Annotated in this window: 24 protein-coding genes; 17 read left to right on the top strand and 7 right to left on the bottom strand. The window is 49.1% G+C overall.

Features of this window, described 5'->3' with window-relative positions:
* Window positions 1-330 precede the first annotated feature (330 nt).
* From ACP5KC_RS04955 to ACP5KC_RS04930, 6 genes are all read left to right on the top strand, one after another.
* Window positions 331-1,053, top strand: coding sequence for a carotenoid biosynthesis protein (locus ACP5KC_RS04955; protein ID WP_191118729.1), 723 nt, complete (start codon window positions 331-333; stop codon window positions 1,051-1,053).
* Window positions 1,054-1,388: 335 nt separating this feature from the next.
* Complete coding sequence (locus ACP5KC_RS04950) at window positions 1,389-2,666, top strand: ABC transporter substrate-binding protein (protein ID WP_428286909.1); 1,278 nt, start codon at window positions 1,389-1,391, stop codon at window positions 2,664-2,666.
* Between the two features lie 18 nt (window positions 2,667-2,684).
* Window positions 2,685-3,644 carry a branched-chain amino acid ABC transporter permease gene (locus ACP5KC_RS04945; RefSeq protein ID WP_428286912.1) on the top strand — a complete coding sequence of 320 codons (960 nt, stop codon included), beginning with the start codon at window positions 2,685-2,687 and terminating at the stop codon, window positions 3,642-3,644.
* Window positions 3,641-4,675, top strand: coding sequence for a branched-chain amino acid ABC transporter permease (locus ACP5KC_RS04940; protein WP_052883957.1), 1,035 nt, complete (start codon window positions 3,641-3,643; stop codon window positions 4,673-4,675). Before ACP5KC_RS04945 ends, ACP5KC_RS04940 begins: the two co-directional genes overlap by 4 nt.
* A 5-nt stretch (window positions 4,676-4,680) precedes the next feature.
* Window positions 4,681-5,457, top strand: a complete 777-nt coding sequence (locus ACP5KC_RS04935) for an ABC transporter ATP-binding protein (RefSeq protein ID WP_273433260.1) — start codon at window positions 4,681-4,683, stop codon at window positions 5,455-5,457.
* On the top strand, window positions 5,450-6,157 hold the full coding sequence (locus ACP5KC_RS04930; RefSeq protein ID WP_236944924.1) for an ABC transporter ATP-binding protein: 708 nt from the start codon (window positions 5,450-5,452) through the stop codon (window positions 6,155-6,157). Before ACP5KC_RS04935 ends, ACP5KC_RS04930 begins: the two co-directional genes overlap by 8 nt.
* A 56-nt stretch (window positions 6,158-6,213) precedes the next feature.
* Here ACP5KC_RS04930 and ACP5KC_RS04925 read toward each other — a convergent pair whose 3' ends face one another.
* Window positions 6,214-7,668: a tRNA uridine(34) 5-carboxymethylaminomethyl modification radical SAM/GNAT enzyme Elp3 gene (locus ACP5KC_RS04925; RefSeq protein WP_424737970.1), complete on the bottom strand. Its 1,455-nt coding sequence runs from the start codon at window positions 7,666-7,668 to the stop codon at window positions 6,214-6,216.
* Window positions 7,652-8,323, bottom strand: a complete 672-nt coding sequence (locus ACP5KC_RS04920; protein WP_273433258.1) for a class I SAM-dependent methyltransferase — start codon at window positions 8,321-8,323, stop codon at window positions 7,652-7,654. The genes ACP5KC_RS04925 and ACP5KC_RS04920 overlap by 17 nt, the downstream gene beginning before the upstream one ends.
* Before the next feature lie 172 nt (window positions 8,324-8,495).
* On the opposite strand from ACP5KC_RS04920, the gene ACP5KC_RS04915 reads away from it, so the two are divergent.
* A complete protein-coding gene (locus ACP5KC_RS04915) occupies window positions 8,496-9,182 on the top strand; it encodes a phosphoglycolate phosphatase (protein WP_424737973.1) in 687 nt (228 codons plus the stop codon).
* A gap of 54 nt (window positions 9,183-9,236) precedes the next feature.
* Here the strand turns inward: ACP5KC_RS04915 and ACP5KC_RS04910 are convergent, their stop codons facing one another.
* On the bottom strand, window positions 9,237-10,691 hold the full coding sequence (locus tag ACP5KC_RS04910; RefSeq protein WP_273433256.1) for a hypothetical protein: 1,455 nt from the start codon (window positions 10,689-10,691) through the stop codon (window positions 9,237-9,239).
* A 42-nt stretch (window positions 10,692-10,733) separates the two neighbouring features.
* Entirely contained in the window at window positions 10,734-11,276 is a 543-nt protein-coding gene (locus ACP5KC_RS04905; RefSeq protein ID WP_052883950.1) for an NUDIX hydrolase, read from the bottom strand.
* A 179-nt stretch (window positions 11,277-11,455) separates the two neighbouring features.
* On the opposite strand from ACP5KC_RS04905, the gene ACP5KC_RS04900 reads away from it, so the two are divergent.
* From ACP5KC_RS04900 to ACP5KC_RS04885, 4 genes are all read left to right on the top strand, one after another.
* A complete protein-coding gene (locus tag ACP5KC_RS04900) occupies window positions 11,456-11,779 on the top strand; it encodes a DUF4870 domain-containing protein (protein ID WP_052883949.1) in 324 nt (107 codons plus the stop codon).
* Between the two features lie 101 nt (window positions 11,780-11,880).
* The gene (locus tag ACP5KC_RS04895) at window positions 11,881-13,014 is read left to right on the top strand and encodes a tyrosine--tRNA ligase (RefSeq protein WP_424740397.1); all 1,134 of its coding nucleotides are present in this window, start codon (window positions 11,881-11,883) and stop codon (window positions 13,012-13,014) included.
* Window positions 13,015-13,020: 6 nt separating this feature from the next.
* Window positions 13,021-13,488: an aminoacyl-tRNA deacylase gene (locus ACP5KC_RS04890; protein ID WP_428286911.1), complete on the top strand. Its 468-nt coding sequence runs from the start codon at window positions 13,021-13,023 to the stop codon at window positions 13,486-13,488.
* A 44-nt stretch (window positions 13,489-13,532) separates the two neighbouring features.
* A complete protein-coding gene (locus ACP5KC_RS04885; RefSeq protein ID WP_428286910.1) occupies window positions 13,533-13,922 on the top strand; it encodes a CopG family ribbon-helix-helix protein in 390 nt (129 codons plus the stop codon).
* Here ACP5KC_RS04885 and ACP5KC_RS04880 read toward each other — a convergent pair.
* Window positions 13,919-15,196 carry a radical SAM protein gene (locus ACP5KC_RS04880; protein WP_273433254.1) on the bottom strand — a complete coding sequence of 426 codons (1,278 nt, stop codon included), beginning with the start codon at window positions 15,194-15,196 and terminating at the stop codon, window positions 13,919-13,921. The genes ACP5KC_RS04885 and ACP5KC_RS04880 overlap by 4 nt on opposite strands.
* A gap of 194 nt (window positions 15,197-15,390) precedes the next feature.
* Between ACP5KC_RS04880 and ACP5KC_RS04875 the strand changes: the two genes are divergently transcribed.
* Window positions 15,391-15,921 (top strand): methyltransferase domain-containing protein, encoded by a 531-nt coding sequence (locus ACP5KC_RS04875; RefSeq protein WP_273433253.1) that lies wholly within the window; start codon window positions 15,391-15,393, stop codon window positions 15,919-15,921.
* Window positions 15,922-15,928: 7 nt separating this feature from the next.
* Here the strand turns inward: ACP5KC_RS04875 and ACP5KC_RS04870 are convergent, their stop codons facing one another.
* Window positions 15,929-16,834 (bottom strand): DUF4349 domain-containing protein, encoded by a 906-nt coding sequence (locus tag ACP5KC_RS04870; protein WP_424737982.1) that lies wholly within the window; start codon window positions 16,832-16,834, stop codon window positions 15,929-15,931.
* 106 nt (window positions 16,835-16,940) lie between these two features.
* Here ACP5KC_RS04870 and ACP5KC_RS04865 point away from each other — a divergent pair, with 106 nt between their 5' ends.
* On the top strand, window positions 16,941-17,645 hold the full coding sequence (locus tag ACP5KC_RS04865) for an HAD family hydrolase (protein ID WP_052883942.1): 705 nt from the start codon (window positions 16,941-16,943) through the stop codon (window positions 17,643-17,645).
* Here the strand turns inward: ACP5KC_RS04865 and ACP5KC_RS04860 are convergent.
* Window positions 17,642-18,442 (bottom strand): carbon-nitrogen hydrolase family protein, encoded by an 801-nt coding sequence (locus ACP5KC_RS04860; protein ID WP_424737984.1) that lies wholly within the window; start codon window positions 18,440-18,442, stop codon window positions 17,642-17,644. The genes ACP5KC_RS04865 and ACP5KC_RS04860 overlap by 4 nt on opposite strands.
* A gap of 36 nt (window positions 18,443-18,478) precedes the next feature.
* Here ACP5KC_RS04860 and ACP5KC_RS04855 point away from each other — a divergent pair, with 36 nt between their 5' ends.
* The 4 genes from ACP5KC_RS04855 to ACP5KC_RS04840 form a co-directional block, all read left to right on the top strand.
* Window positions 18,479-19,087: a GNAT family N-acetyltransferase gene (locus ACP5KC_RS04855; protein ID WP_428286908.1), complete on the top strand. Its 609-nt coding sequence runs from the start codon at window positions 18,479-18,481 to the stop codon at window positions 19,085-19,087.
* 65 nt (window positions 19,088-19,152) lie between these two features.
* Window positions 19,153-19,683 carry a magnesium-dependent phosphatase-1 gene (locus ACP5KC_RS04850; RefSeq protein WP_273433246.1) on the top strand — a complete coding sequence of 177 codons (531 nt, stop codon included), beginning with the start codon at window positions 19,153-19,155 and terminating at the stop codon, window positions 19,681-19,683.
* A 58-nt stretch (window positions 19,684-19,741) separates the two neighbouring features.
* Window positions 19,742-20,851, top strand: coding sequence for a pyridoxal-phosphate dependent enzyme (locus ACP5KC_RS04845; RefSeq protein ID WP_428286907.1), 1,110 nt, complete (start codon window positions 19,742-19,744; stop codon window positions 20,849-20,851).
* 94 nt (window positions 20,852-20,945) lie between these two features.
* Window positions 20,946-22,294: rhomboid family intramembrane serine protease (locus tag ACP5KC_RS04840; RefSeq protein ID WP_428286906.1), on the top strand; the 1,349-nt coding region annotated here is incomplete at its 3' end.

Below are 22,294 nucleotides of genomic sequence, written 5' to 3'. Positions count from 1 at the left end.
GGCGTCATAGTCCTCGAGAAGCCTGTCGAGGACATCCACCCTATGCCCGTTATAGATGAGAGCTCCAGCCGCAGCGAGACCAGCTGGATCAGAACCGATGATTGTAACTTTTCTGCCGCTAGAGGGTGCAGCCGTCTTACATGAGGTGAATCTTATCTAGATACGGAATAGAAGGTATCTGTTGTCAAATTTAAAGAAAATGCTGAATATTTTATATGAAAATACTCAATATTCATAAATAGATTATAAGGAGATGCGTACAAATAAAAATCACCGAATAACTAAAGGATAGGCTACAAGTTTAAATTCATGGGAGGGAATCAACAGGAGATGCTTAGGAATATTCAAATAGGCTCTCTTGTGCTGTCACTCGGATACATTTTCTCATTCTTCCTTACGGTGTTTGGATCAAGAACACTGGGTGATCTCGTATTACTGATCTTTGTCTGCTTGTCTTGCGTACTAGTTGCCAGAGAGTGGGTTAAAGCCCCGCTGATCCTCATTTCTGGCTCTCTAATAGGCTTTATAGCCGAATATATAGGTCTAAGGCTCGGGGCTCCCTTTGGATCCTACACCTATAATGCTTTCAGAGCAGCACGGGTGCTAGGAGTTCCCATTCCCATAATATTGGCATGGGGGATATACCTATACACCTGTTACCTTGCCTCCGCAACGCTTGTAAAAGAACGGTGGAAACGAATACTTGTTGCAAGCCTTCTTATGGTTAACCTCGACCTTGCTGTGGATCCTGTCATGGTTAAGCTTGGATTGTGGTCTTGGAGTCAACAAGGCCCCTGGTTCGGAGTCCCCTTAAGTAATTATGCCGGCTGGTTCATTGTTTCACTGCTCTCCCTCCTCGTCTATGCAATGTTTTCAGGAAGGGAACCGGAAAAAGTGAGCATAATAGCATATATACCATATCTCTCCACTTACACACAACTCTTCTATCTTGCAGAATTAGAGGTTTTACCGGCGGTTACGGTGAGCTTCCTGGTTTCCATCATTCCTTTGACTCTAATATCCACGAAAAAAGGCTTAAATCGGAACCTATAGGAAGAATGGAGGTTTTGATGCGGAGGTACCAGCTTTATGGATTAGTGAATTCTTAGTCTCATGAATATTTTTCTTTATTTTTCTTCTGTTTTTTAACTTTTATCTCCGGGAAAACGTGATTACGAGTCGGTCTTTAAGTAAAAACCAGGGTATTTCTTGTACATCGAGATTCACGTTCTGTAAAGGTTTGCTCCATTGGACTGGGACAAATAGATCGAAGAGAGCTACTTTTTCTAATTTTTCATAAAGTTTAAATTAAAAACTTTTTAGTAATAGAGTAGAAAAAAATATAAATTATTTCTACGAGGAAGCCTAAACCCCTCAGGGGTGGAAACATGGGTGAGTCATCGGCTACGAAGACTTCGGTAGTGAACGTAAAGATAATCGCTGTGGCAGTCATTGCTCTCCTTGTGGGTGTTGCCATAGGCTTCGCTGCCTCCAGCGCATTATCGGGAGGCGCAGGGGGATCTTCGGCGCAACAGCCTAAAAAAGTAATCCAGATAGGTTTTACGCTTCCCCTTACGGGCTCGCTCTCCTCCATAGGTAAAATATGGGAGAAAGTAGCCTACATGGCGATTGATGACTTGAATCAAGAGGTTCAAGCATATGGATTCAACGTTGAGTTCAAGCCTGTAATACTGGATGATGGCACTTCTCCTGAGAAGGCCCTGCAGAACGTTCAGACTTTCGCTCAACAGGGAATAAAAGTAGTTATTGGTCCTGCGGCCAGCTCACAAGTCAAGGCTGTGAAAAGCTTCGCCGACAGCAACCAAATAGTAATCATTTCACCCTCATCGACCGCGCCAACCTTAGCCATTCCCAATGACTTCATCTTCAGGACAGTTGGCAGTGATGCTGGTCAAGCTAAGGTGCTCGCAACCCTCGCATACCAGGAAGGCGCGAGGAAGGTTATAGTCTTCCATAGGAACGACGAGTACGGTAATGCTTTTGCTGACTTTTTCAAGAGGTACTTCAGCGGAATGGGAGGCACTGCTCTCGACATGCCGTACCAGTCTGACCTCTCCGACTACGCCGCTGAAGTTGCGAGTCTCGCTAACAAGGTTCAATCCGAGAAAGCTGACGCTGTCGTGCTCATATCCTTCGACACCGATGGAGGTAACATTCTCTCCCATGCAGCCGAGTCGCAGGTTCTCTCAAGCATTAGATGGTTCATCTCAGAAGGCCCCCACGGTGCATCGGAGCTTACCGCTCCCGCGGTAGGCGCCTTTGCGGCCAAGACAAAACTGCTGGGTACGAGGCCACTCTTCATAGCGAATCCACTATACGAGGATTTCAAGCAGAGACTGAAAAGCAAGTATGGTGTTGAGGCGAGCGTGTTCTGCGACAACCTCTATGATGCTGTGAAACTCGCTGGATGGGCCATCCTTAGAGCCGGAAGCAACGACGGCAACGCCATCAGAAATGCACTCGTAGAAGTAGCCAAAAACTACTACGGGGTTAGCGGGTGGACGATCTTCGATGATGCGGGAGATAAAGCCTACCAAGACTACGGTGTATGGGCAATTGTGAAAGGAGCGACTGGCTACGAGTTCAAGGATGTAGGTGTATACGAGCGTGGATCGATAGTGTTCCTCGAGAAACCGTACCCATAAAAAAGGTGTTTTTTGGTAATGCTACCCGGTTATCCTTTCTCTGTAATTAATTTTCTTTTATATACTTTCTTCTATCTTCTTTTCTCCATCCCCTTAACGCTCAGCTACAGGACGACACGTGTCATTAACTTTGCACACGCCAACTTCATCACCTACGGGATCTACACCGCTGTATTTCTCAACGGGATTCTAGGCAACTCTAGCCTTTTTATAGCTACTATATCGGCTTTCCTAGTCGCTGGCATAATGGCTGTTGCAAACCACGTGTTTGTGTTTAAGCCGCTCGAGAAGCGTGGAGCTTCAATGAACCTTATAATGATAGCTTCTATGGGTCTTTGGATCATGTATAACTACGTTCTCTACATGCTTGCAGACATAGCACATGCGATGATAGGTATGAATTTTATATCCTACGGTAGAATAACATACAAGGATGTGCCGGAGCTAGTAGTTAACGGTGTTAGCCTTTCACCCACTTTCACAGCCGGCTTACTCTACACATCGGCAATACTACTCGGCCTGTACCTCTTCCTCGAAAAGACAATATTAGGAAAAGCGGTTAGAGCTGTCTCAGATAACCCACTTCTATCCGAGATCTCGGGGATTCCCCGAGACAACATTGTTTTACTAACATGGTTTATCTGTGGGGGTATCGCAGGGCTTGGCGGCGCGCTCTGGACAAGCTTCTCAGGAACAGTGACCCCGACCTCAGGCGACGCAATGATACTCCAGGTCTTCACGGTAAGCTTCATCGGAGGACTGGTTTCTCTACTGAGGACAGGCATTGGTGCCGTAGCAATAGCCTTCATCGAGAACATAGGGATAGCGTACCTTAACTCCCTCTTCAACGTTCCTACAAGCTTCAGACCTTTCCTCACCTTCCTAACCCTCTTAACCATCCTGATAGTTTCCCCGCCTCTAGGAGCAGCTGGAGGGCTGCCCTACAGGTTCAGGAGTAAAAAGGTGAAAGAAAAATGATAGACCCGATAGGCTTTATGATAAGTTGGCTAACAATATTCGGGATATACTCTATACTAGCCATTACTCTAAACTTCGAGTCGGGAACAAGTGGTGTCACGAACTTCGGCAAGGTCTTCTTCTATGGCTTAGGAGCATATACCACCGCCATGCTAACAGTGTATTTGTTTCTAATTCTAAACGGTATTGACGTTTCAAAGACGCCTCCCTATGACATTAAGGGAATAATATATCTTGGTGAATTAGCTAACAAGAACCCCCTACTAAACATGACGCTACTATTGTTGTCCTTCATGCTGGCTTTCATGATAGCGGGTATAACAGGATACATGTTAAGCTATCCAATAGTGAGGGTTGGCCCTGCCTTCGTAGGTTTTACGCTCCTAAGCACGGGGGAGCTCTTCAGGATTTTCCTACAACACTATGACCCAGCCGGTGGGAGCAGAGGGCTTATGAGCATCCCCAACCCCTTCGCATGGGTTCCCGATGCTAGAACCAGGGAGCTCCTCTTCCTACTCCTAGTTTTAGGCGTTTTAACTCTCACATACGTCACTATGCACAGGCTCGTAAACTCCCCCCTCGGTAGGACTCTGAGAGCCGTTCGAGACGACGAGGTCGCAGCACTATGCCTCGGAAAAGACGTGCCTCGACTAAAGGCGACCGTCCTCTTCATCGGCTCAGGCTTCACCGGTATAGCTGGCTCCCTCCTAGCATACTATATGACTTCCGTTAACCCCGACATGTTCGTGCCTGCAGTTACCTTCAACGTCTGGGCTATGATAATACTTGGGGGTATGGGGAACCTTCGAGGCGCCCTCCTTGGCTCAGCCATCTTTACCTTCTTCGACAGGGCACTCTCCTTCATAACGCCGCAGCTGGGCGTGACGATCATATCGCCCGACTATGTGAGGGGCTTCATGGTAGGCTTCCTAATAGTAGCTGTCCTCCTATACAAGCCCCAAGGCTTACTACCTGAAGGACGTGTAGAGACCCCAGCATGGGAAGAACAGGCTAGCTTCAACAAGGGGTGAGGTCAATGGGCAGTATATTGGAGGTTCAGAGCGTCTCCAAGAGATTCGGGGGGATAGTCGCGCTAGACAAGGTCTCGCTAAGCGTGCCTCAAGGAGCAGTCGTAGGCCTCATAGGACCAAACGGAAGCGGAAAGACAACTCTCTTCAACGTAGTCACAGGTTTCTACGTTCCCGACGCAGGAGAGGTATGGTTTAATAACAACGGATCATCGGAAAGGATAGACGGCTTAAACCCTAACGACGTCTTCGCGAAGGGCATAGTTAGAACCTTCCAGATCCCACGTCTCTTCAAGTCACTCACCGTGCTGGAAAACCTGCTCGTAACGCCCCTGCAACAGAAAGGTGAAAACCCGCTTAAAGCCCTTAACCCTGAAGCATGGGGCGAAGAGGAGAGAAGGCTAGCACGCAAGGCTCTATCCTTGCTGAAACGCTTCGGCCTACTCGAATACGCCCACGTAAAGGTATCTGAGCTCAGCGGAGCACATATAAAGCTGCTTGAGACCATGAGGGGTTTAATGACGGATGCCCGGCTCTTTTTGCTTGATGAACCAGCAGCGGGAGTCGAGGCGGGGGCAGCGCACGAGCTCTTCAGGCTTGTGAAGAGCTTGCAGGGAGATGGCTACACATTCTTTATTGTGGAGCACAGGATAGAGATATTGATGCAGTACGTGGAGTACGTCTACGTCATGCACAACGGGAAGCTCCTAGCAGAGGGTAAGCCTGAAGAGATAATATCAAACGAGAAGGTCATAGAAGCATACATAGGTGGTGGGAGTGCTTAGAATAGTGGACTTGTACTCGGGCTACGGTAAGATGAAGGTTATCCAGGGAGTCAGCTTCGAGCTAGGGAAAGGGGAAATAGCTGCCATACTGGGTCCTAATGGTGCGGGCAAGACGACACTTCTCAACAGCGTCTTCGGCTTAGCCGCTATACACCGTGGAGAAGTTTACTTTAACGGTACTAAGATAACCGGGATGAAGCCCTCAGAGATAGTGAAGAGGGGATTGAGCTACTCTCCTCAGCTCGACAACGTGTTCCCCAACCTTACAGTCGAGGAAAACCTTCTAGTTGGATCCTTTATCAGGGGCAGGGACCCCTCTGTCAGGGCGGATATTGAGGACGTGCTTGAACTTTTCCCAGAGATAAAGAGGCGTAGACACCAAAAGGCCAAAACCCTAAGCGGGGGTGAAAGACAAATGCTGGCTGTCGCAAGGGCCTTGATGACGAAGCCCAGTGCACTTCTACTGGATGAGCCTACCGCGGGCCTTTCGCCGAAAGCGGCTTCCACTCTGATGTCTAAAGTCAAGGAGATAAAGGAGACCAGGAGTGTGGCAGTGCTACTTGTAGAGCAGAACGTTGCAAAGGCTCTCGAGATAGCTGAGAGGGTTGCAGTTCTCGTCAGCGGTAGGATCGTCAAAGAGGGATCGGCGGAGGAGTTCAAAGCCGTACAGGTAGAATCACTCTTCTTCACTGGGAAATGAGAACTCGTAGAGGCATAGTATTTCCAATTCTCTAATCTATACTGGCAGGGAATCCACTACTCTAACGGTTTGTACATGTAGAAGGAGCCCGGCAAGACCTCATAGCCGAGCTTCCTGTAATACTCTCTTGTACCTACAGCTGAGATCACGAGCATCTTTCTAGCACCATAATAGTCACGCGCTATGGTTTCAGCCTCCCTTATCAATCTCCTCCCGAGCCCTAGGTGTTGCCACCACTCACTCTCCCGCCCGACAGGTGTCTCGGGACCGTAAACGTGGAGTTCCCTTATAAAAGCTGTATTCGAGTCGACCTCCCATCTATGAGCCTGCTCGCTCGGTATCCTCAACCTCAGGAAACCGAAGAGGACCTCCTGGTCGCTGCTCTCAAAAGAAATAAATTCCTCGAAGCCACCGTTCGCCTCATACCTCCTTCTGGTGAGTTTGGCTTCACTTATACTGGGCTTCACCCCAGTCCAGAGGGCAAACCGGCCTACCTCCCTGCACCTTATGCATCGACACTTTAACCCCTTATTGCGCATGTAATCCCATACGATCTCGCGTAGGTTGTTGACTGGTGGTCCATCGGCGACCTCCTGTAAAGGGACATCACGCTGAACCCTTATTATCCGTACCCAGGGCGGGGTGATCGACTTTATACGGGCTATCAGCTCGACTAGGGTGTCCATATCGTAGGGCTTGTACTCCCCCCTCTTCCAGAGATTGTAAAGCCCGCTTCCAGGGATTACGAGTGTGGGATAAATCTTAACGGAGTCAGGCATGAACTCCTCGCTTGTGTAGATCTCCTTAAAAGCCTCGAAGTCCCTGTCAGGGTCGGATCCTGGGAGGCCCAGCATCATATGGTATGTGACTTTATAGCCGGCATCCTTCAAGATTCTGGTTGCCTTGATGCTCTCCTTGACGCCGTGACCCCTGTTTACGCGTGCAAGCACGTCGTCATAGATTGTCTGGACGCCTAGCTCGATCCTCGTAGCCCCCAGGTGTAAAAACCAGTCGACGTGTTCCTCCATGCTCCAGTCAGGCCTTGTCTCTAACGTTAAACCTACGCATCTAATCCCGGCGGTCTCATTCCTTTTCATCGCCTCATCTAGGCTAATGCTCCCTTCAGGATCCCCTGGGAACCTGTTCAAAGCTTCAAGCGCCTGGGCCACGAACCACTCCTGGTAATCCCTCGGCATGGCCGGAAACGTCCCACCCATCACGATCAACTCGACTTTGCTCGGCTCGTGGCCCATCGCAATGTACTGTTTGATTCGCAGCCTCACCTGGGCATAGGGGTCGTAGCCTACATGTAGAGCCCTGGCAACCGCGGGAGAAGTTTTAACATAGCTTTGCGGCGTCCCAGCCTCGGGTCCACCGGGGCAGTACAGGCATCGACCGTGGGGGCAAGGGTAGGGCTTCGCCATCACTGCTACTACAGTTACGCCTGAAAGCAGTCTCGTAGGCTTTTTTACTCCGCTGAAGAGGCTTAGACCTTTAGGAGTCTCCGGCATAGTACTCGACCACGATATTCCTTTTAAATAGTATAGGCTTATAGTCCCACAGGTAGAGTTTAAATCTCTTGTAGCCAGCCCTGCGAAGATCTTCCCTAAACTCCATGGGCGTGTATAAGTGGTAGTATCTCTCACCCTTTCCACCCCAGCGAACCTTCACGTCCCGGGATAAGGAGGTGATGATCCTGGCAATGTTGGAGGGGCTGAGGGCACTCCAAACGGTTACGAGAACAAACCCTCTTGAGACTCTCTTCAACTCAATCAGAGCATCAACTCTGGCCTCTCTCTTCTCCAGGTGGTGTATTACAGCCGTGGCTAGCGTTGTCCTGAAAACTTTGTCGCGGAAAGGAAGTCTCTCGATAGAACCCTGTATGAACTCTATAAAGGCGGTTAGGCGCAGTCGCTGTGCCCGCCTTTTACCGCTAAACAGCATTCCAGTGCTAATATCCAGACACACCACATGGGTCGCCCCTAGTTGAGCAAGACTGCAAGCGATATACCCTGTTCCGCAACCCGCATCGAGTACGGGTTCATTAACCCTGGAAGCTACTAGTTTTAACAGCTCCTTATACCACTTAGTTCTCCCCCTATCATAGACATTAGCCACATTATCGTAGACGGATAACGTACTCTCGTTTGGCGCTGAGCCCGACAATAATCCTCAAAGTTAGATAATTTCTCAGACTTTTAAATCATTATTGGGATAGTATGCTTTGATGAACTCGTATATGAGGCTTAACATACTCCTGATATGTATCATCCTCAGTGACGAAGGTTAAAAACTGTATAAGGTTTTTATTGTTTCCTGATTTAGTCGTACGAGACAAATGTCCTCTTGGATCTTCATTGATGTTGACTGGACTCTCACAGACCATGAGAGGAAGATAAGCAGCAGGGTAGTTGGTGTACTGGAAAAGCTTGTCGCTAAAGGATACGTCGTGGCGCTTGCAAGCGCTACAGCCTACCCTATAGTCTATGGTTTGGCCAGGTATCTCCCCACATCGGAGATGATTGTCGCAGAGAATGGAGGTGTAGTAGGATATAGAACTGAGCTAGAGGTGTTAGGCAGGGTAGACAAGGATAGGATAATAAGGGTTGCCGAGGAAAAGCTTTCATGCTGCCTTAGGGACAGCTGGCAAAATCTTTTCCGCTTCGTAGACGTCACTTTCGTAGTTAGGGAAGACATTGAGCCCGAGGTTGCGATACGGGAAGCTAAGAGAGTTTTCGAGCCTATGAACCTTGAGGTCATGTATAGCGGGGTGGCTCTACACGTGCATCCTCCAGGAATAAACAAGGGCCAGGGAATTAGGAAGCTGTTTGAGCTGCTCTCAGAGTCGCCCAAGAAGATCATAGCCATAGGTGACAGCGAGGTCGATATCGAGATGTTCAAGCTGGCAGACTTCTCAGCATGTCCATCCCACTCGCCGGACTATGTTAAGGAGAGCGTAGACTACGTGGCGTCAAGACCTTACAGCGATGGCTTCATAGAGATAGTCGAGAAGTTCCTTTTGTGAAAAACCATTTTACAAGATGATTGGTTTCTCTATCTTTTTCAAGCATAAAAGGTCTCAGCCAGTGACGCTCACCGTCTTTAGGCTCCTAGCTATACTCTGCATTAATCCCCGGAACCATGAGTCGATCAGATATAGCGTTGCAAAGTAAACGGCTCCACCCAGTAGAACTGCGAGTAGAGCCTCCCTTATCCTCCACGGGTCAATGACCAAAGCCACTAAAACCATGGGGATTGAAGACGCCACGTACCTCGAGAGACCTGAAGCAAGGCTTTTTAGATCGAGTAAGCCCCTTGTCATCGTATACAAGCCAAGGGTTACGAGGATTTCAGCAAGAAGCCAGGCAATCCTGGCGTAAACAGCAGTTGTTAAACTGTCCCCGAAATACAAGACTGCTATAAAAACACCCGCGATACCTATGGCTGCCTTAGCAACTCCAAGTAGGGTCGTCTTAAATATTGCTGTCTCAGCTAACATCCTGGGATGTACTGCGACTGTGTCTCTTGACTCCAAGCCCTGGACGGTGTCGCTGAGTATGGCGTTGAATACTCCCAGTAGGGCCGTCAGAGAGGCAACGGTTAGGACTGAGGATGCTTTCATGTAATCAGGGTTGAGTATGTAGAGGAGGTTTGGAGCCAGGGCTATAGCCCCAAACATCGCGGGGACTCCCATTAGGAAGGTGAGTCTAAGTGTATCGTCTAGCTTCGCCTTTGCGTTTTCGGTGTTTGAGAGAAGGCTAGGGTATAGCCCTCTACTTAGAACGTAAGAGTAGCTTATCATGTTCGTGTACGTCAGCACGACGGTATAGTACGCCACTATCCTGTTAGAGGCAAAGTGCGATAGTATGGGGATATCCGCTAATGCGATGAGAGAGGCAGGGACTCCAATGAGATTTACCCACGAGTAAAGTATTATTCTTTTAGCTGTTTCGAGGCTGGGTTTATGTTTTAGATCCTCCCTCGTGAATAAGAGAAGGATTAGTGTCTGACCAGCGTGGCCCCCAAGCACTGCCAGCATGGCTGTGTAGAGGGTTACGTGAAGTGTTGTTGCAAAGACGACTGCCAGGATGAGCTTGGTTGTTTCAAAGACGAACTCTGTAACAGCTGAGAGGGTGGGGTTCACAGCGTAGAGCGAAGAGTATAGGGCAGAGTTTATGTAGTAAAAGGGGATGTATAAAGCCGAGAGCAACACTATCTCATATGGAATTTTGAATGCATTCGTGATTCCATGCGAGAGAAATAAGAGGATAATAATTGATAAGCTCGAGAAGAACACTGCTAGAACGAGTCCGCTGCTCGTAGCCGTGCCATCTCCACGAGCCCTGAACCTTGTAACCCAGTAGTTTACAATAGTCGCCAAACTCGCATACGACAAGATGGACGAGACAACACTCCAAGCTCCAAACTCGCTCGGGGTCAAGTTCCTTGTAATCAAGAGTACGAATAGTGCTCCTGTAACAACGCTATAGACGCGTTCAAGGTAAAATACAATTCCGGCCTTCTTCAACCCCATTTAGCACATTCACCTTAACCGTGACACTTTACAACTCATAGACTAGAGCCTCAAGTACCCCTTTTTCATGTTCAAGTAAAGGAAGACCCCTGTCATTGTTTTTAAATCTCCGAATCCCTTGGATGCTTGAGATATGTACTCTTCAGGAGTCATCTCAACCGTCTCCACGAGCTCCCCTATCTCGGGATGCTCGCCAACATATCTAAGGTTTTCCGCTAGGAAAAAGGTTAACACCTCGTCGCTATAACCAGGAGCTACACTGAAGCTCCCGAGAAGCTCCCATTTCTCAGCGATGAAACCCGTCTCCTCCTCAAGCTCGCGCTTGGCAGCTATGAGCGGCTCCTCGCCCTGCTCCACCCTCCCAGCTGGCAGCTCGATAATCCACCTCCTTAAAGGGGCCCTCCACTGCTTGACAAAGACAAGTCGATTCTCACTTTTTACAGGTACGATTACAGCCGCCTCGCCGAAAGCCACAACGTCTCGTGAGATGAGTTTTCCCTCGTATTCGACAAGCCTCCTGTAAAGCTTCACGCGGCTCCCTTGACACAGTAACTCGTCGCGAATACTGATAGGTTCACTTGCCACGAGCCTCTTAAGGTCTCGTTAATTTAAATATAGTTTTCAGTCGTTAGATGAACGTCCGGTTTTCTCGGAAAGGGAGCTTACCAGTGCTCGAAACGGCCCGTAAGGTTATCGAATAAGTTAAAGGCAAACACCGAATCTTTATAGAAATTAATATAAGTTCTAAAAGCCTTTAATAAATTATGAGTGAAACAAGCCTAGGGATCGACCCGAAGGTTGAAGCTGCTCTTTCATATGTTCTTGGACTTATTACCGGGATAATATTCTTGCTACTTGAAACCAAGAACTACTTCGTGAGGTTTCACGCGATGCAGTCCACGCTAGCCTCCGTGACTTTAGCTGTTCTCCACTTAATCTTACCCTTCTTTGCGATGTTATGGTGGCTGCTAGAGCTAGTCGTTTTGATCGTTGGCATCGTGAAGTCCCTGCAGGGCGAGCTTTACAAGTTCCCGTTAATAGGGGATCTTGCAGCACAGCTTCTCCCCCCTCCTCCCCCACCTCAATGAAAAAGGTATAAACCAGGCAGCGAAACAGAAACATTTTTCTTTATATTCAACGGGAAAATTTAAGTTCATTATCAATATTTGGTGTCGCGTAGGTGCGAACCTTGCACGTGCAAGACATCCTAAGGCTCACAATGAGGGAGCCTGCTGAGGAGCTCCTCACTCCTGAGCGCCTAACAGAGATGGTGGAGCAGGGGGTCAGGCTCAAACACTACATTGGTTTTGAGGTCTCAGGACTCGTCCACCTTGGGACAGGCCTCATCTCAATGCAGAAGGTCGTAGACCTGCAGAAAGCGGGCATTGAGACGACCGTCTTCCTAGCGGACTACCACAGCTGGATAAACAAGAAGCTTGGAGGAGACCTCTCGACGATAAGACGCGTGGCTGGAGGATACTTTAAGGAGGCCCTCAAAGTGTCTATTAAGATAGCGGGCGGCGACCCCGAGAAGACGAAGTTCCTTATGGGATCGGAGGTGTACGAGAAGCTTGGCTTGGAATACTTTACGAATGTCGTCAAAGTCTCAATGGACACCACGCTTTCACGCGTACGAAGGTCTATAACTATTCTAGGCAGGAGGGAGGCTGAGTCGTTGAGCTTCGCCCAACTCCTGTACGTCCCAATGCAGGTGGCCGATATATTCTCGATGGGAGTCAACATTGCACACGGAGGCATGGATCAGAGAAAAGCCCACGTCATAGCCATAGAGGTGGGGGAGAGAGCCTTCAGCTACAAGCCGGTAGCGCTACACCACCACCTCCTCCCTGGACTGGCGCTAGACCAGGTGACTTGGGAGCGCCTTGTCGAGGCTAAAAGAAGGGGTGATAAAGACGAGTTCTCGGATGCGATTGCGGATGTCAAGATGTCAAAGTCAAAGCCAGAGACAGCAATATTCATTCATGACCGCGAGGAGGATGTCAGGAAGAAGATTCTAGGGGCTTTTTGTCCCGCGGGCGAGACCGAGCTAAACCCCGTCCTGGAGATAGCAAGGTATATAATATTCCGGGATAGAAGCGAGCCCCTTGAGGTTGTCAATAAAAAGACGGGGGCGAGGCTGATATTCTCAAGTTATCTCGAGCTTGAGGAAAGTTACAAGCAGAGAAAGGTCCACCCGTTGGATCTGAAACACGCTGTAGCCGACGAGCTTGCACGGATTCTAGAGCCAGCACGGAGACACTTCACAGAGGGACCGGGTCGAAGCTACCTGGAGGACCTCGAGTCAATCACAATTACCAGGTGATAACAACTGCTGGGCCCCGCCGACCTAGAGGCGTTCCTGAGGCGTAACGGGCTGAGATTCCAAATCGTAGAGGTTCCTGCTGCAGCTACCTCTGAAATGGCCTCCAAGAGTCTAGGTATATCCAAGGATAAGATTGCGAAATCTGTCCTTTTTGTTTCCGAAGACAACAATGTTGTATTGATTGTCCTTAGGTCTGACCGACGCGTGGACCAGTCAAAACTGGCGAAGATCCTAGGGTACAAGAAGTTGAGGCTTGCAAGAGACGAAGAGGTTTTAGCCTATACGGGTTACCCTCCTGGAGGTGTACCTCCGATCGGCCATTTGAGAGAAATACCTGTTTTTCTTGATGTAGAAGTATCTACTGGCGAATACTGGTGTGGTGGGGGTGACGACAAACATCTCCTGCTGCTCGACTTTAGCGAGGCGTCAAAGCTGAAAAACGTTGCTGTAATCGAGGTTCCCAAGAAACAATAAATTATTTCAAGGCCAAAGCTAAATATACTCAATGGTGATTTCCTCTGAGACGGGTCTCGATTACTCTCCCTGATGACGCATATAGGGCCCTAGAGGAGCTCGTGTCTAAGACGGGCATATCAAACAGGTCGAGGATTGTCGCTGATGCCGTCATGCTGCTGCGAGGACAGGAGCTCGAGGACAACAAGTTCTATGCTGGCAGCCTGGTGTTAATATATGATCACTCGAAGGGGGAGACGGTTTACGCGGTTACCGATGCCCAGCACGACTTCAATGATATTGTTAGAGGGACCACACACATTCATCTTTCGGAGGAGAAATGTGTGGAAATAACAACAGTTGTGGGCGAGGGGAAAAGAATAAAGGAGCTTGTCTCCCGCCTGCGAAAAGTAAGCGGCGTGATAACTGTACAGACTTGTTTTGTAGTACCTTAGAGGATGCAGTGGGCTAGCCCTGCACTATAGATACACTCATTGCAGCCCACGTCGTTCCCATAACAATCATACTGGTTGCTCTCAGTATACCAGCACCTCTTCGTAGCGAAGGGGCAGTCACCGCACCAAGGCACACCCTTCGAGAGGTTCTCACGGGTTTTTCTAAACTTGACGTATTCGGGTTTGTTCCATATTTCCTCTAGGCTTTCCTCAGCGACGTTGCCGAAGCGTACCGCCTTTATAATTTTAGAGTGAAGGTTAGTGTAGGCGGGGTGTTCGTATGCTAGATCCATGCACGGGGTTACACTACCGTCCTGCAAGATCATTGTGGCCTTTTCATCGATGTAGGGGCAGCTCCGTTGCAGTGAATCAGCGTACACGCTGGGCAGACGGATCTCTATTCCTGCATTTCGAGCGATCTCCCTGGCAGCCTCTAAATAGAGTTCAACGTCCCTCAAGATGCTCTCACGTGCCACAGCATCTCTAGCTATATCCGCGTTTACACTATACCCCTTCTCGAATATCTTCTCGACAAGCTGAATGTAGAGCTGCTGCTTCCCAGAAGAGACCAGTTTGTGGTGGGTAAGCATGGCATCATATATGGCTTCCTTGGCCAACGCGTCTATCCTCCCTCCTGTAGACTTGTAAAACTCTACGGCTTCACGGCTAGCTGTTGTATAAACAGCCTCGCCGACAAGCATTGGGTGATATGGCACAACGTGTGATACCACTACGAAGTCGAGCTCTAGCTGGACAGCCTTCTCAACTAGCCTTGGGAGAAGCCTATAGTTGCTCTTCATAAGCACCGTAGCTATTCCAAGCTTAGATCCATACTCGCCCTTGAGCCTAGCCGCTGACTCGAGGTTATCCAGAACGCTGTACTGTTGTGAACCTATCCGAATCCTTGAAAGCGTTCCGAGCTCGGGGGCGTCTATGCTGAAAGCCACCTGATCAACTCCCGCCTCGAAGATGTTCCTAGCCCTCTCCGGGTCAAAAAGCGTTCCATTTGTGACAAAGTGGAGGAAGACGTTGTCGCCTAACCGCGTCCTAGCGTACCGCACAAAGTCTGGGAAGAGAGGGTGTGCTAGGGGCTCGCCAAAGCCGTAAAGGGCAATTCTCCGCACTTTCCCCACGGATTCGTCGATAACTTTCTTATACAGAGAAAGGTCCATGTGACCAAACCTTTGTTGACCCCAGGTTCTCCTCACACACATGATGCATGAGAGGTTACACACGTTGGTGGGCTCTATTTGTAAAACCTCGGGATAAGCCATTTGATAGTCATTGAGGCTGGCAGATATATGTTTTTATGAAATCCGAAGCTTTATAGGAAAAGTCTCTCTTAACTATCAATTTTAGATATAGGGGTACCTGGTAATAACACGATATAAAAAAGTTGAATAGGGCCTCATTAAAGCTTATAAATAATCTCTCTTTCAATCTTCAAGACATCAAACAGGTGCACGTGGTGTCCACTAAGCTACTCAGGGACCAGATCCGTGATATATACACAAGTATTGTGGAAAGGTCAGGCGCCTCATGTGTTGTATTCTCGAGTTCGGGGCTAAAGGAGGCTACAAGAGCTCTACTTGAATCCACCACCGCGGAGAGGTGCCTCGTGAACATACAGCCTGCTTTTCCCGAGACGACATTTTTCGAGCCAGCCGGGTCCTTGTCGGTCGACATCATGAACGGGGATCTCTCAGCTCTTCCTATCAGGGAGTCGTCGCTGAAGTTGATCTTATACGCCTTCATCATTGAAAGTATACCAGAAGTGAAATCCGTGTTGGCCGAGGCGAGACGGGTTTTAAGGGAGGGAGGCTATATAATTGTCGTAGAGTGGACTTCCTCTTCTAGATTACGACCTGAACCGGGTCTTTCTCTTGAAGGCCATATTGACGAGTTCAAAAAAGAATTTTCACAACTGTACAAGGTCGTTGACCTGAGGATTTTCAAGGACTATTTTATTGTAGCAGGGAGGAAGGAGCTCTCGGATTAGGAGAATTTTACTCCCCGGATTTCACTTTGAGCTGGGGTATTTTTCTCCGCAGGAGGCGGGTGTAGACAATCCAGGATGCGCCGACAAGGGCTATAATGGGCGTTAGGCCTATCAATGCAATAATGATCATTGAGATAACGTTTAGGGCTAAGGACACCCCGTCCCGTATCCAAGCAGTCGGGTTGATGCTGGGCCATTCTAGGGGCTTCTGACTTGGAGATATAGAAATATTGATCGTAGCGTATGTAATAGATCTTTCAAGGTTTTTCAGCTGTGCCTCGTAGAACTCTATCTGATACCTCAAACTTGAAAGTCTATCCTCTATCTGAATCATGTCTGAGATGCTGGTCGCCCTCTCCAATAATTGGAGGAGTCTGTCCTCCTCAGCCTTTAGATTCCTAAGCCTTGCGTTGAGGTCTACCCATTGGTCGGTTACATCAATTGCGTTCTCCTGAAGCTTATCAAGTCTTCCTAATGAAGATATCTCTTTGACGGCCTCTTTATAGATTTGCGCGGGCACCTTGATCGTAACGCTAGCCCTTTGACCCGACTCCTCGCTGAAGTCAGTTGAAGATACGTATCCTCCCAGTTTTGCCGCGATGACAGTGATACTCTGCACCGTACTCTTCACGTCCTGAACACTCAAGCTCATATAGACAATATAGCTCATGTTTCGCTGACCCTCAATAAGGGCTGATGTTGGGAGCGTGGACGAGGCCTTTGAGACGGTTAGCGCCGGAGAAGCGAGCGGTGTCTCCGGAGTGACGGTGCTTCGCGTCGTGTATACTATGGGAGTAGAAAGTCTAGAACCGGATTGTTGGAGTTGTGTGCTTAGGAATGGTGCTAATAATAGCGATGCCAGAATACCCAGGAAAAATCCGGCTAGAAACAAGATAATTCCTCTTGGATTCATGGGCTTTTACTCGGGCTTTCCCGTTATATGGTTAACGTACTCGCATTACGCACCGGCAAGACGTATCTATGCAATATTAATTTACCCCCAGCTATGATGAAGCATCGTGAAGGGAGTAAGCTTCGATGTCTGGTCGACCCTCCTGAACGTGGATGTTTTCTACAAAGAGATAGCAAAGGCTCTCTCAGAGCTCAGCGGTAGGCAAGAGAACGAGGCGTTTTCATCCATCAAGAGGGCTTATACAGCTGTGAAGAATGCCCGGCGGCGTGGCGCAATCATTGGGGAGGATGTAATCTCGAGCTCAACAAGCATATTCCTTGAGTCCCTTCCCGGCCTCACCAAGTATGAACTATACTGGGCTACCGCGAGGGCCGCAAATACGGTCGACCCTAAGCAACTGTTACTTGATGGAGCTATCGAAACCGTTGAGGAGCTTGACAGCAATGGTTATCAGCTAGCCGTTACAAGCAACGTCATATTCTGGCCAGGCTATGTTACGAGGATACTCCTCGATAAAGCAGGTCTCGGCAAATACTTTAAGGTACAGGTATACGCGGACGAGGCTAAATCCCTTAAACCCGACGCTAAGCCTTTCAGGGAAATGCTCCAGGCCCTAAGGGTCGAGACGGGTAGTTGCGTTCACGTCGGAGACAGCCCCCAGGAAGACCTCGCAGGAGCACTCAACGCTGGGCTTGCAGCCATCCTAGTGGACTGGGGGAGGAGAGAAATAGTTATAGACGAGAAACTCAGGATAGCGGTCGTCGGCTCGCTCAGGGAGGTGCCTGGCGTCGTGAAGCGTTTTCTCGGCTAGCCCCCTGTTAGATTACTATACCACTCGACGTAAAGATCTCGTCTCAGAAGCCTTAGCACGGGGACTCTTTCCCGGGCCTCCTCAACCTCGGATGGATCTATATCTACGATGATGCTTTTCTCCTCCTCTCCCAGATCGAGAAGCCTATGGCCCATGGGGCTCACAACTGTACTGTGGCCCGTGAAGAGCTCACCAGTCTGGTTCACGGCTACCAGAAAGAGAGTGTTCTCATGGGCGCGTGAAGCAGTTAGGGTCCACCACTGCTCAACCTTATAGGCGCCCCTATACCAAGCCGAAGGAACAACTATCAGATTTGCCCCTTTAAGCGCGAGTGCCCTGAAGAGTTCAGGGAACCTGAGGTCGAAGCAAACAGCGAGCCCTATATTGAATTGTCCAACCTGTGCAAGGGCAAGTGAACTCCCGTGCGAGAATACCTCGGACTCCCGATACCCAAAAGCATCGAACAAGTGAATTTTCCTGTAAATAGATCTGATTACCCCCTGCTCGGCTAAGATTGCAGCGTTATAGGTCCCGCCTTCCTCACGGGTAAAAGAAGTGAATACAACTGCGACACCTAACTCCCTGCTCTTCTCCAGTATCCTGGAGTTAAAAGGGCCATCAAGTGGCTCGGCATTTGCATGGACATAGTCACGTGTAACTCCTCTTTCTCCAACGCCCATGAGGTACTCAGGGAATACATGTAGGTCGGCATCAAATGACTCTATAAGGCTTAGCGTCCTCTTCAAGTTCTCTTCCTTACCGGCTTTGACGGAAAACTGGTGTAGAGCAACTCTCACGTAAGTATTTATAGCGTTTTCCCTAAAAAATATAGCGTGGCAAGCCTCTCTAGCTCCTGCACCGGCTCGCACCGTGTTCTCTACTGGGCGTTTAAGAACGATCCGCTATTTAAGAGGTTATTCAGGGACAAGGCAAAGCTCCTAGAGTTCTTTTACGCTATTGAATTGTTAACTCGTTCTAGACTCTTTCGAGCCATATGTGTCGTTAAAGCCGGGCGCGTATTATCCGTTGCCATCCTCCACGACAATTCTAATACAGCCTCAGGCATTAGCAGGGAAGCTCTTACAAGCCTCCTGAGAAGCATTTCCCTAAGCCTTCTCCTAGAAGTCGTGGGCTGGCTTGGAGAGAGTGTAAGGTATCGAGGCTTGCTAAAGAGATTTGAGAATTCATGCCACCTGGTTTTCCTAGCCTCCTTAATTCCCGGTAAAGGGTACGGCTCCTCATCACTCAGAGGCGTCGAAGTAATCTGTAAGAAAATGGGTAAAGATTGGATTTTATTGGACGTCGATGTCGAGAACAGAGCCTTGAGGTTCTATTCTAGGAGAGGATACAGGCCAGTAGGCGTAGCGCTCTTCTCAGGCAGAAATTATGTCGTATTGGCTAAACCCTTACAGTGTTACGGGGCGAGGGGCACGGGCATGTAGGAAGAAATATAGGTTTCCACTGAGTTGTTAGATTTAAGGATGAAGAAGAGACGAACTGAGATGTGATGAGGATTACAAAGCTGAAGCCTTTTCCTATAACAAATAAATACCCTCTAACCCTGGAACAAAACGTGAGGCTACTTATACTTGACCTAGACAGGACGCTGTGGAGCCACCCCGATATCTCGACGACTAGCCCCCCTTACAGACGTGTTTCCGATGAGGAGCTTGTTGATTCGAACGGTGAAGTCATAAAGTTGAACCCATGCGCAAGAAAATTATTGGAGGATGCAAGGGTAAAAGGTGTACTTTTAGCCGTCGCGAGCTGGAACTACCCCGAAAAAGGAATGTCGGCTCTGGAGGCTTTCGGCTTAAGCGATTACTTCAAAGTCATTGTCATAGAGCCCCACCCATTCAAGGATAAGATGATCCGTAAAATACTCGGAGCCCTCAATGTGAAGCCTGAGGAAGCGGTCTTCGTCGACGATAACCCAGCGATATGTGAGAGGGTCTCCAAGGCATTCCCATCGCTGAAGGTCTTAAACCTTGGGAGAGACCTCATGAGCCTATGCGAACTTTTCGACATGCTAGGATAATATCTTCTCATTAGAGGGTAAGAGATAAGGTGATATATCCTCGAAACACGTTTAAATCGTGGCGTCCTTCCGCCTAAAATGTCCCTCCTGTGGACGCGAATATCCTCTCAACGAGCCAATCTGGTCCTGCATTTGTGGCTCGCCCCTACTCATCGAAGGACACTTTTCATTCAAACCCCTCGAAGGAGTTAAAGGGATGTGGCGTTACAAGTTATCCTTGCCCCTACCTGAAGGCGTTGAACCCGTTAGCCTAGGTGAAGGCGGGACACCCGTAGTTAAAACGCGAATCAACGGGGTGAACGTCCACTTTAAACTCGAGTTCATGAACCCCACGGGCTCCTTCAAGGATAGAGGCTCAAGCCTAGCCATAAGCAATCTGAAAGCCTGGGGGGTACGGGAGATCGTCATCGATAGCTCTGGGAACGCGGGAGCATCTCTATCAGCGTATGCCTCAGCGGCGGGCATCAAATGTAGAGTATACACTCCAGCCAGAGCGCCTATAGGTAAGAAGACGCAGATAAAGGCATATGGTGCTGAGCTTGTCGAGGTTGAGGGTGGACGAGAAGAGGCTACCAGGCGGGCTCTCAGGGAACTAGGTAAGGGTTATTACGCTAGTCATTTGTGGAGCCCCTTCTTCCCGGAGGCGAACACCACGATAGCATATGAGTTCTTTGAGGAGTACGGTGCACCCGACGCTGTAATAGCACCTGTCGGCAGCGGAGGCATTATACTAGGCCTGGCCTGGGGATTCCAGAGGCTCTATGCCCAGGGGCTCCTAGACTCTCTCCCGAGATTATACGGGGTTCAAGCCGCTTCAAATACTCCCGTCTACGAGGCTTTCCATGGTAGGCCTCCCGAGTTTAGAGAGGATGAGGTTCTAGCTGACGGCGTGGCTGTAAAAAGTCCTCCGAGACTCCGAGAAATAGTCGAGAGCATTAAGCTCTCAAGGGGCGATGTACTTCTGGTACGAAACGATGAGATAGTAGTGGGTGTGAAATCCCTAGCCAAGCTGGGGCTCTTCGTAGAGCCGACAAGTGCTACAGTGTATCCTGCATTGAAAAGGCTGATCGAGACAGGTAAGCTTTCAGGCGGTGATAGTGTCTTAGTACCCCTGACAGGTTCAGGCTTGAAGGCTATTGAGAAGATATCTAGGATTTTACCTTTTTAGTAGAATAGATTACAGCGATTCAAGCAAGAAAATACTTTATCGCTTGAAAGGCTATCATTTATATAATGTCTTACATGATTCTATATCGGGACACATGGGTATAGCCTATCCACACTACGAGGAAATCGAGCACGTTAGACCCATCGCCACAATCGGGCTTGTAGTCGCAAACGTCGTGATTTACCTTCTCACGTCGATTAACAACGGCTTCCTCGCCGTGGAGGATGTGTGGGTACAGGCATTCGCGTTTGTCCCAGCCTTCATCATGAAGCCAGAAGCCTTCTACCGTATCTTCACCTCAATGTTTTTGCACGCAAACCTAGCTCACATCTTCTTCAACATGCTCTACCTCTACACGTTCGGTAAGCAAGTTGAAGTCGCGACAGGGGCCAGACGCTTCCTAGCATTATACTTCCTAAGCGGCATTCTAGCCACAATATTTCATACAGCCTTCATACCGGTCGAAGGCGCTTCCTCCGCGTTTATTCCCGCCCTGGGGGCGAGCGGTGCTATAAGCGGTGTTTTAGGGGCTTATCTCCTACTGTTCCCAGGCACGAGGCTGACCATGTGCTTCTTCTACTTCTTCATACCTTTCTGCTTCACTACGCGTGCCGCGGCCTACATTCTCTTCTGGTTCGCGACACAGATAGTTCAAGGCTACCTTGGAGCAAGCCTCGGGGTAGCGGTTTTCGCCCACGCCGGTGGCTTCATAGGAGGCATAGCGTTACTGCCGATCGTCCTAGACTATGAGAGGCTTGGTATGCTCCGAGTCTACGCGTCGATGAAAAGGTTCTTCTTCAACGTCTTCTTCGTGAAGCCAGGCCTGGGGACACTATCAAAGGCAATACTAGTCCTCCTCATAGGCCTAACTGCTGCTGGGGCACTATACTCGGCCCTCGTCGGAGCAACCACGGGTGGTGTAAACAAGATCCTAGACATAAGTGCTGCCTCTTGCACGACGCCTTCAGGGTGCCAAGCCGGCTACGTGAACGAGAGCGTAATCGTACAGCTTAACAACGGGAAACTCGACTACACACCTATATCGACCAGCGAGGTTAGAGTAGTTTTCAACAGGCTTAACGCCGCAAACCTAGTCTACAACAACCAATATATGGGCAGGACTGTCGACGTAAGGCTCGCCACGACGGGTAGAGTCCAAGGGATCCCGGTAAAGGTGGTAATCAATGCGACTCTAAGCTACGACAAGTTTGGCCTCATAAACTCAGGCTCAGGCACAGTGGAGACAGAGGTTCTCCAGTGCGACCCCATAACGGGTAGATGCGCTAAGGGAGGCATCATGACATACAGCTTCTTCGTCTCCACCGCTGCAAGCATGGTCGGCTTCCAGGGCATACCTATAACCCAGTTAGCGGCTCTCGCCTTCCTAGTCTCTCTGGGATCAATAATTGTCATAGGAAGGTCTGAAAAATTCGAGATAATCGC

Origin of the sequence: Infirmifilum sp. (genome assembly GCF_049970975.1) — an archaeon.
Lineage (GTDB): Archaea > Thermoproteota > Thermoprotei > Thermofilales > Thermofilaceae > Thermofilum > Thermofilum uzonense.
Note: the sequence above shows the minus strand (reverse complement) of the source record. Positions and strands in the feature narration are given on the sequence as shown.

What these genes read in the sequence shown, in the direction of transcription:
- ACP5KC_RS04900 (WP_052883949.1), top strand. Translation starts at nt 11,456, where the DNA reads ATGAGTGAAACAAGCCTAGGGATCGACCCGAAGGTTGAAGCTGCTCTT.
- ACP5KC_RS04870 (WP_424737982.1), bottom strand. Translation starts at nt 16,834, where the DNA reads ATGAATCCAAGAGGAATTATCTTGTTTCTAGCCGGATTTTTCCTGGGT.
- ACP5KC_RS04945 (WP_428286912.1), top strand. Translation starts at nt 2,685, where the DNA reads ATGCTACCCGGTTATCCTTTCTCTGTAATTAATTTTCTTTTATATACT.
- ACP5KC_RS04935 (WP_273433260.1), top strand. Translation starts at nt 4,681, where the DNA reads ATGGGCAGTATATTGGAGGTTCAGAGCGTCTCCAAGAGATTCGGGGGG.
- ACP5KC_RS04940 (WP_052883957.1), top strand. Translation starts at nt 3,641, where the DNA reads ATGATAGACCCGATAGGCTTTATGATAAGTTGGCTAACAATATTCGGG.
- ACP5KC_RS04910 (WP_273433256.1), bottom strand. Translation starts at nt 10,691, where the DNA reads ATGGGGTTGAAGAAGGCCGGAATTGTATTTTACCTTGAACGCGTCTAT.
- ACP5KC_RS04850 (WP_273433246.1), top strand. Translation starts at nt 19,153, where the DNA reads ATGAGGATTACAAAGCTGAAGCCTTTTCCTATAACAAATAAATACCCT.
- ACP5KC_RS04925 (WP_424737970.1), bottom strand. Translation starts at nt 7,668, where the DNA reads ATGCCGGAGACTCCTAAAGGTCTAAGCCTCTTCAGCGGAGTAAAAAAG.
- ACP5KC_RS04955 (WP_191118729.1), top strand. Translation starts at nt 331, where the DNA reads ATGCTTAGGAATATTCAAATAGGCTCTCTTGTGCTGTCACTCGGATAC.
- ACP5KC_RS04915 (WP_424737973.1), top strand. Translation starts at nt 8,496, where the DNA reads ATGTCCTCTTGGATCTTCATTGATGTTGACTGGACTCTCACAGACCAT.
- ACP5KC_RS04880 (WP_273433254.1), bottom strand. Translation starts at nt 15,196, where the DNA reads ATGGCTTATCCCGAGGTTTTACAAATAGAGCCCACCAACGTGTGTAAC.
- ACP5KC_RS04950 (WP_428286909.1), top strand. Translation starts at nt 1,389, where the DNA reads ATGGGTGAGTCATCGGCTACGAAGACTTCGGTAGTGAACGTAAAGATA.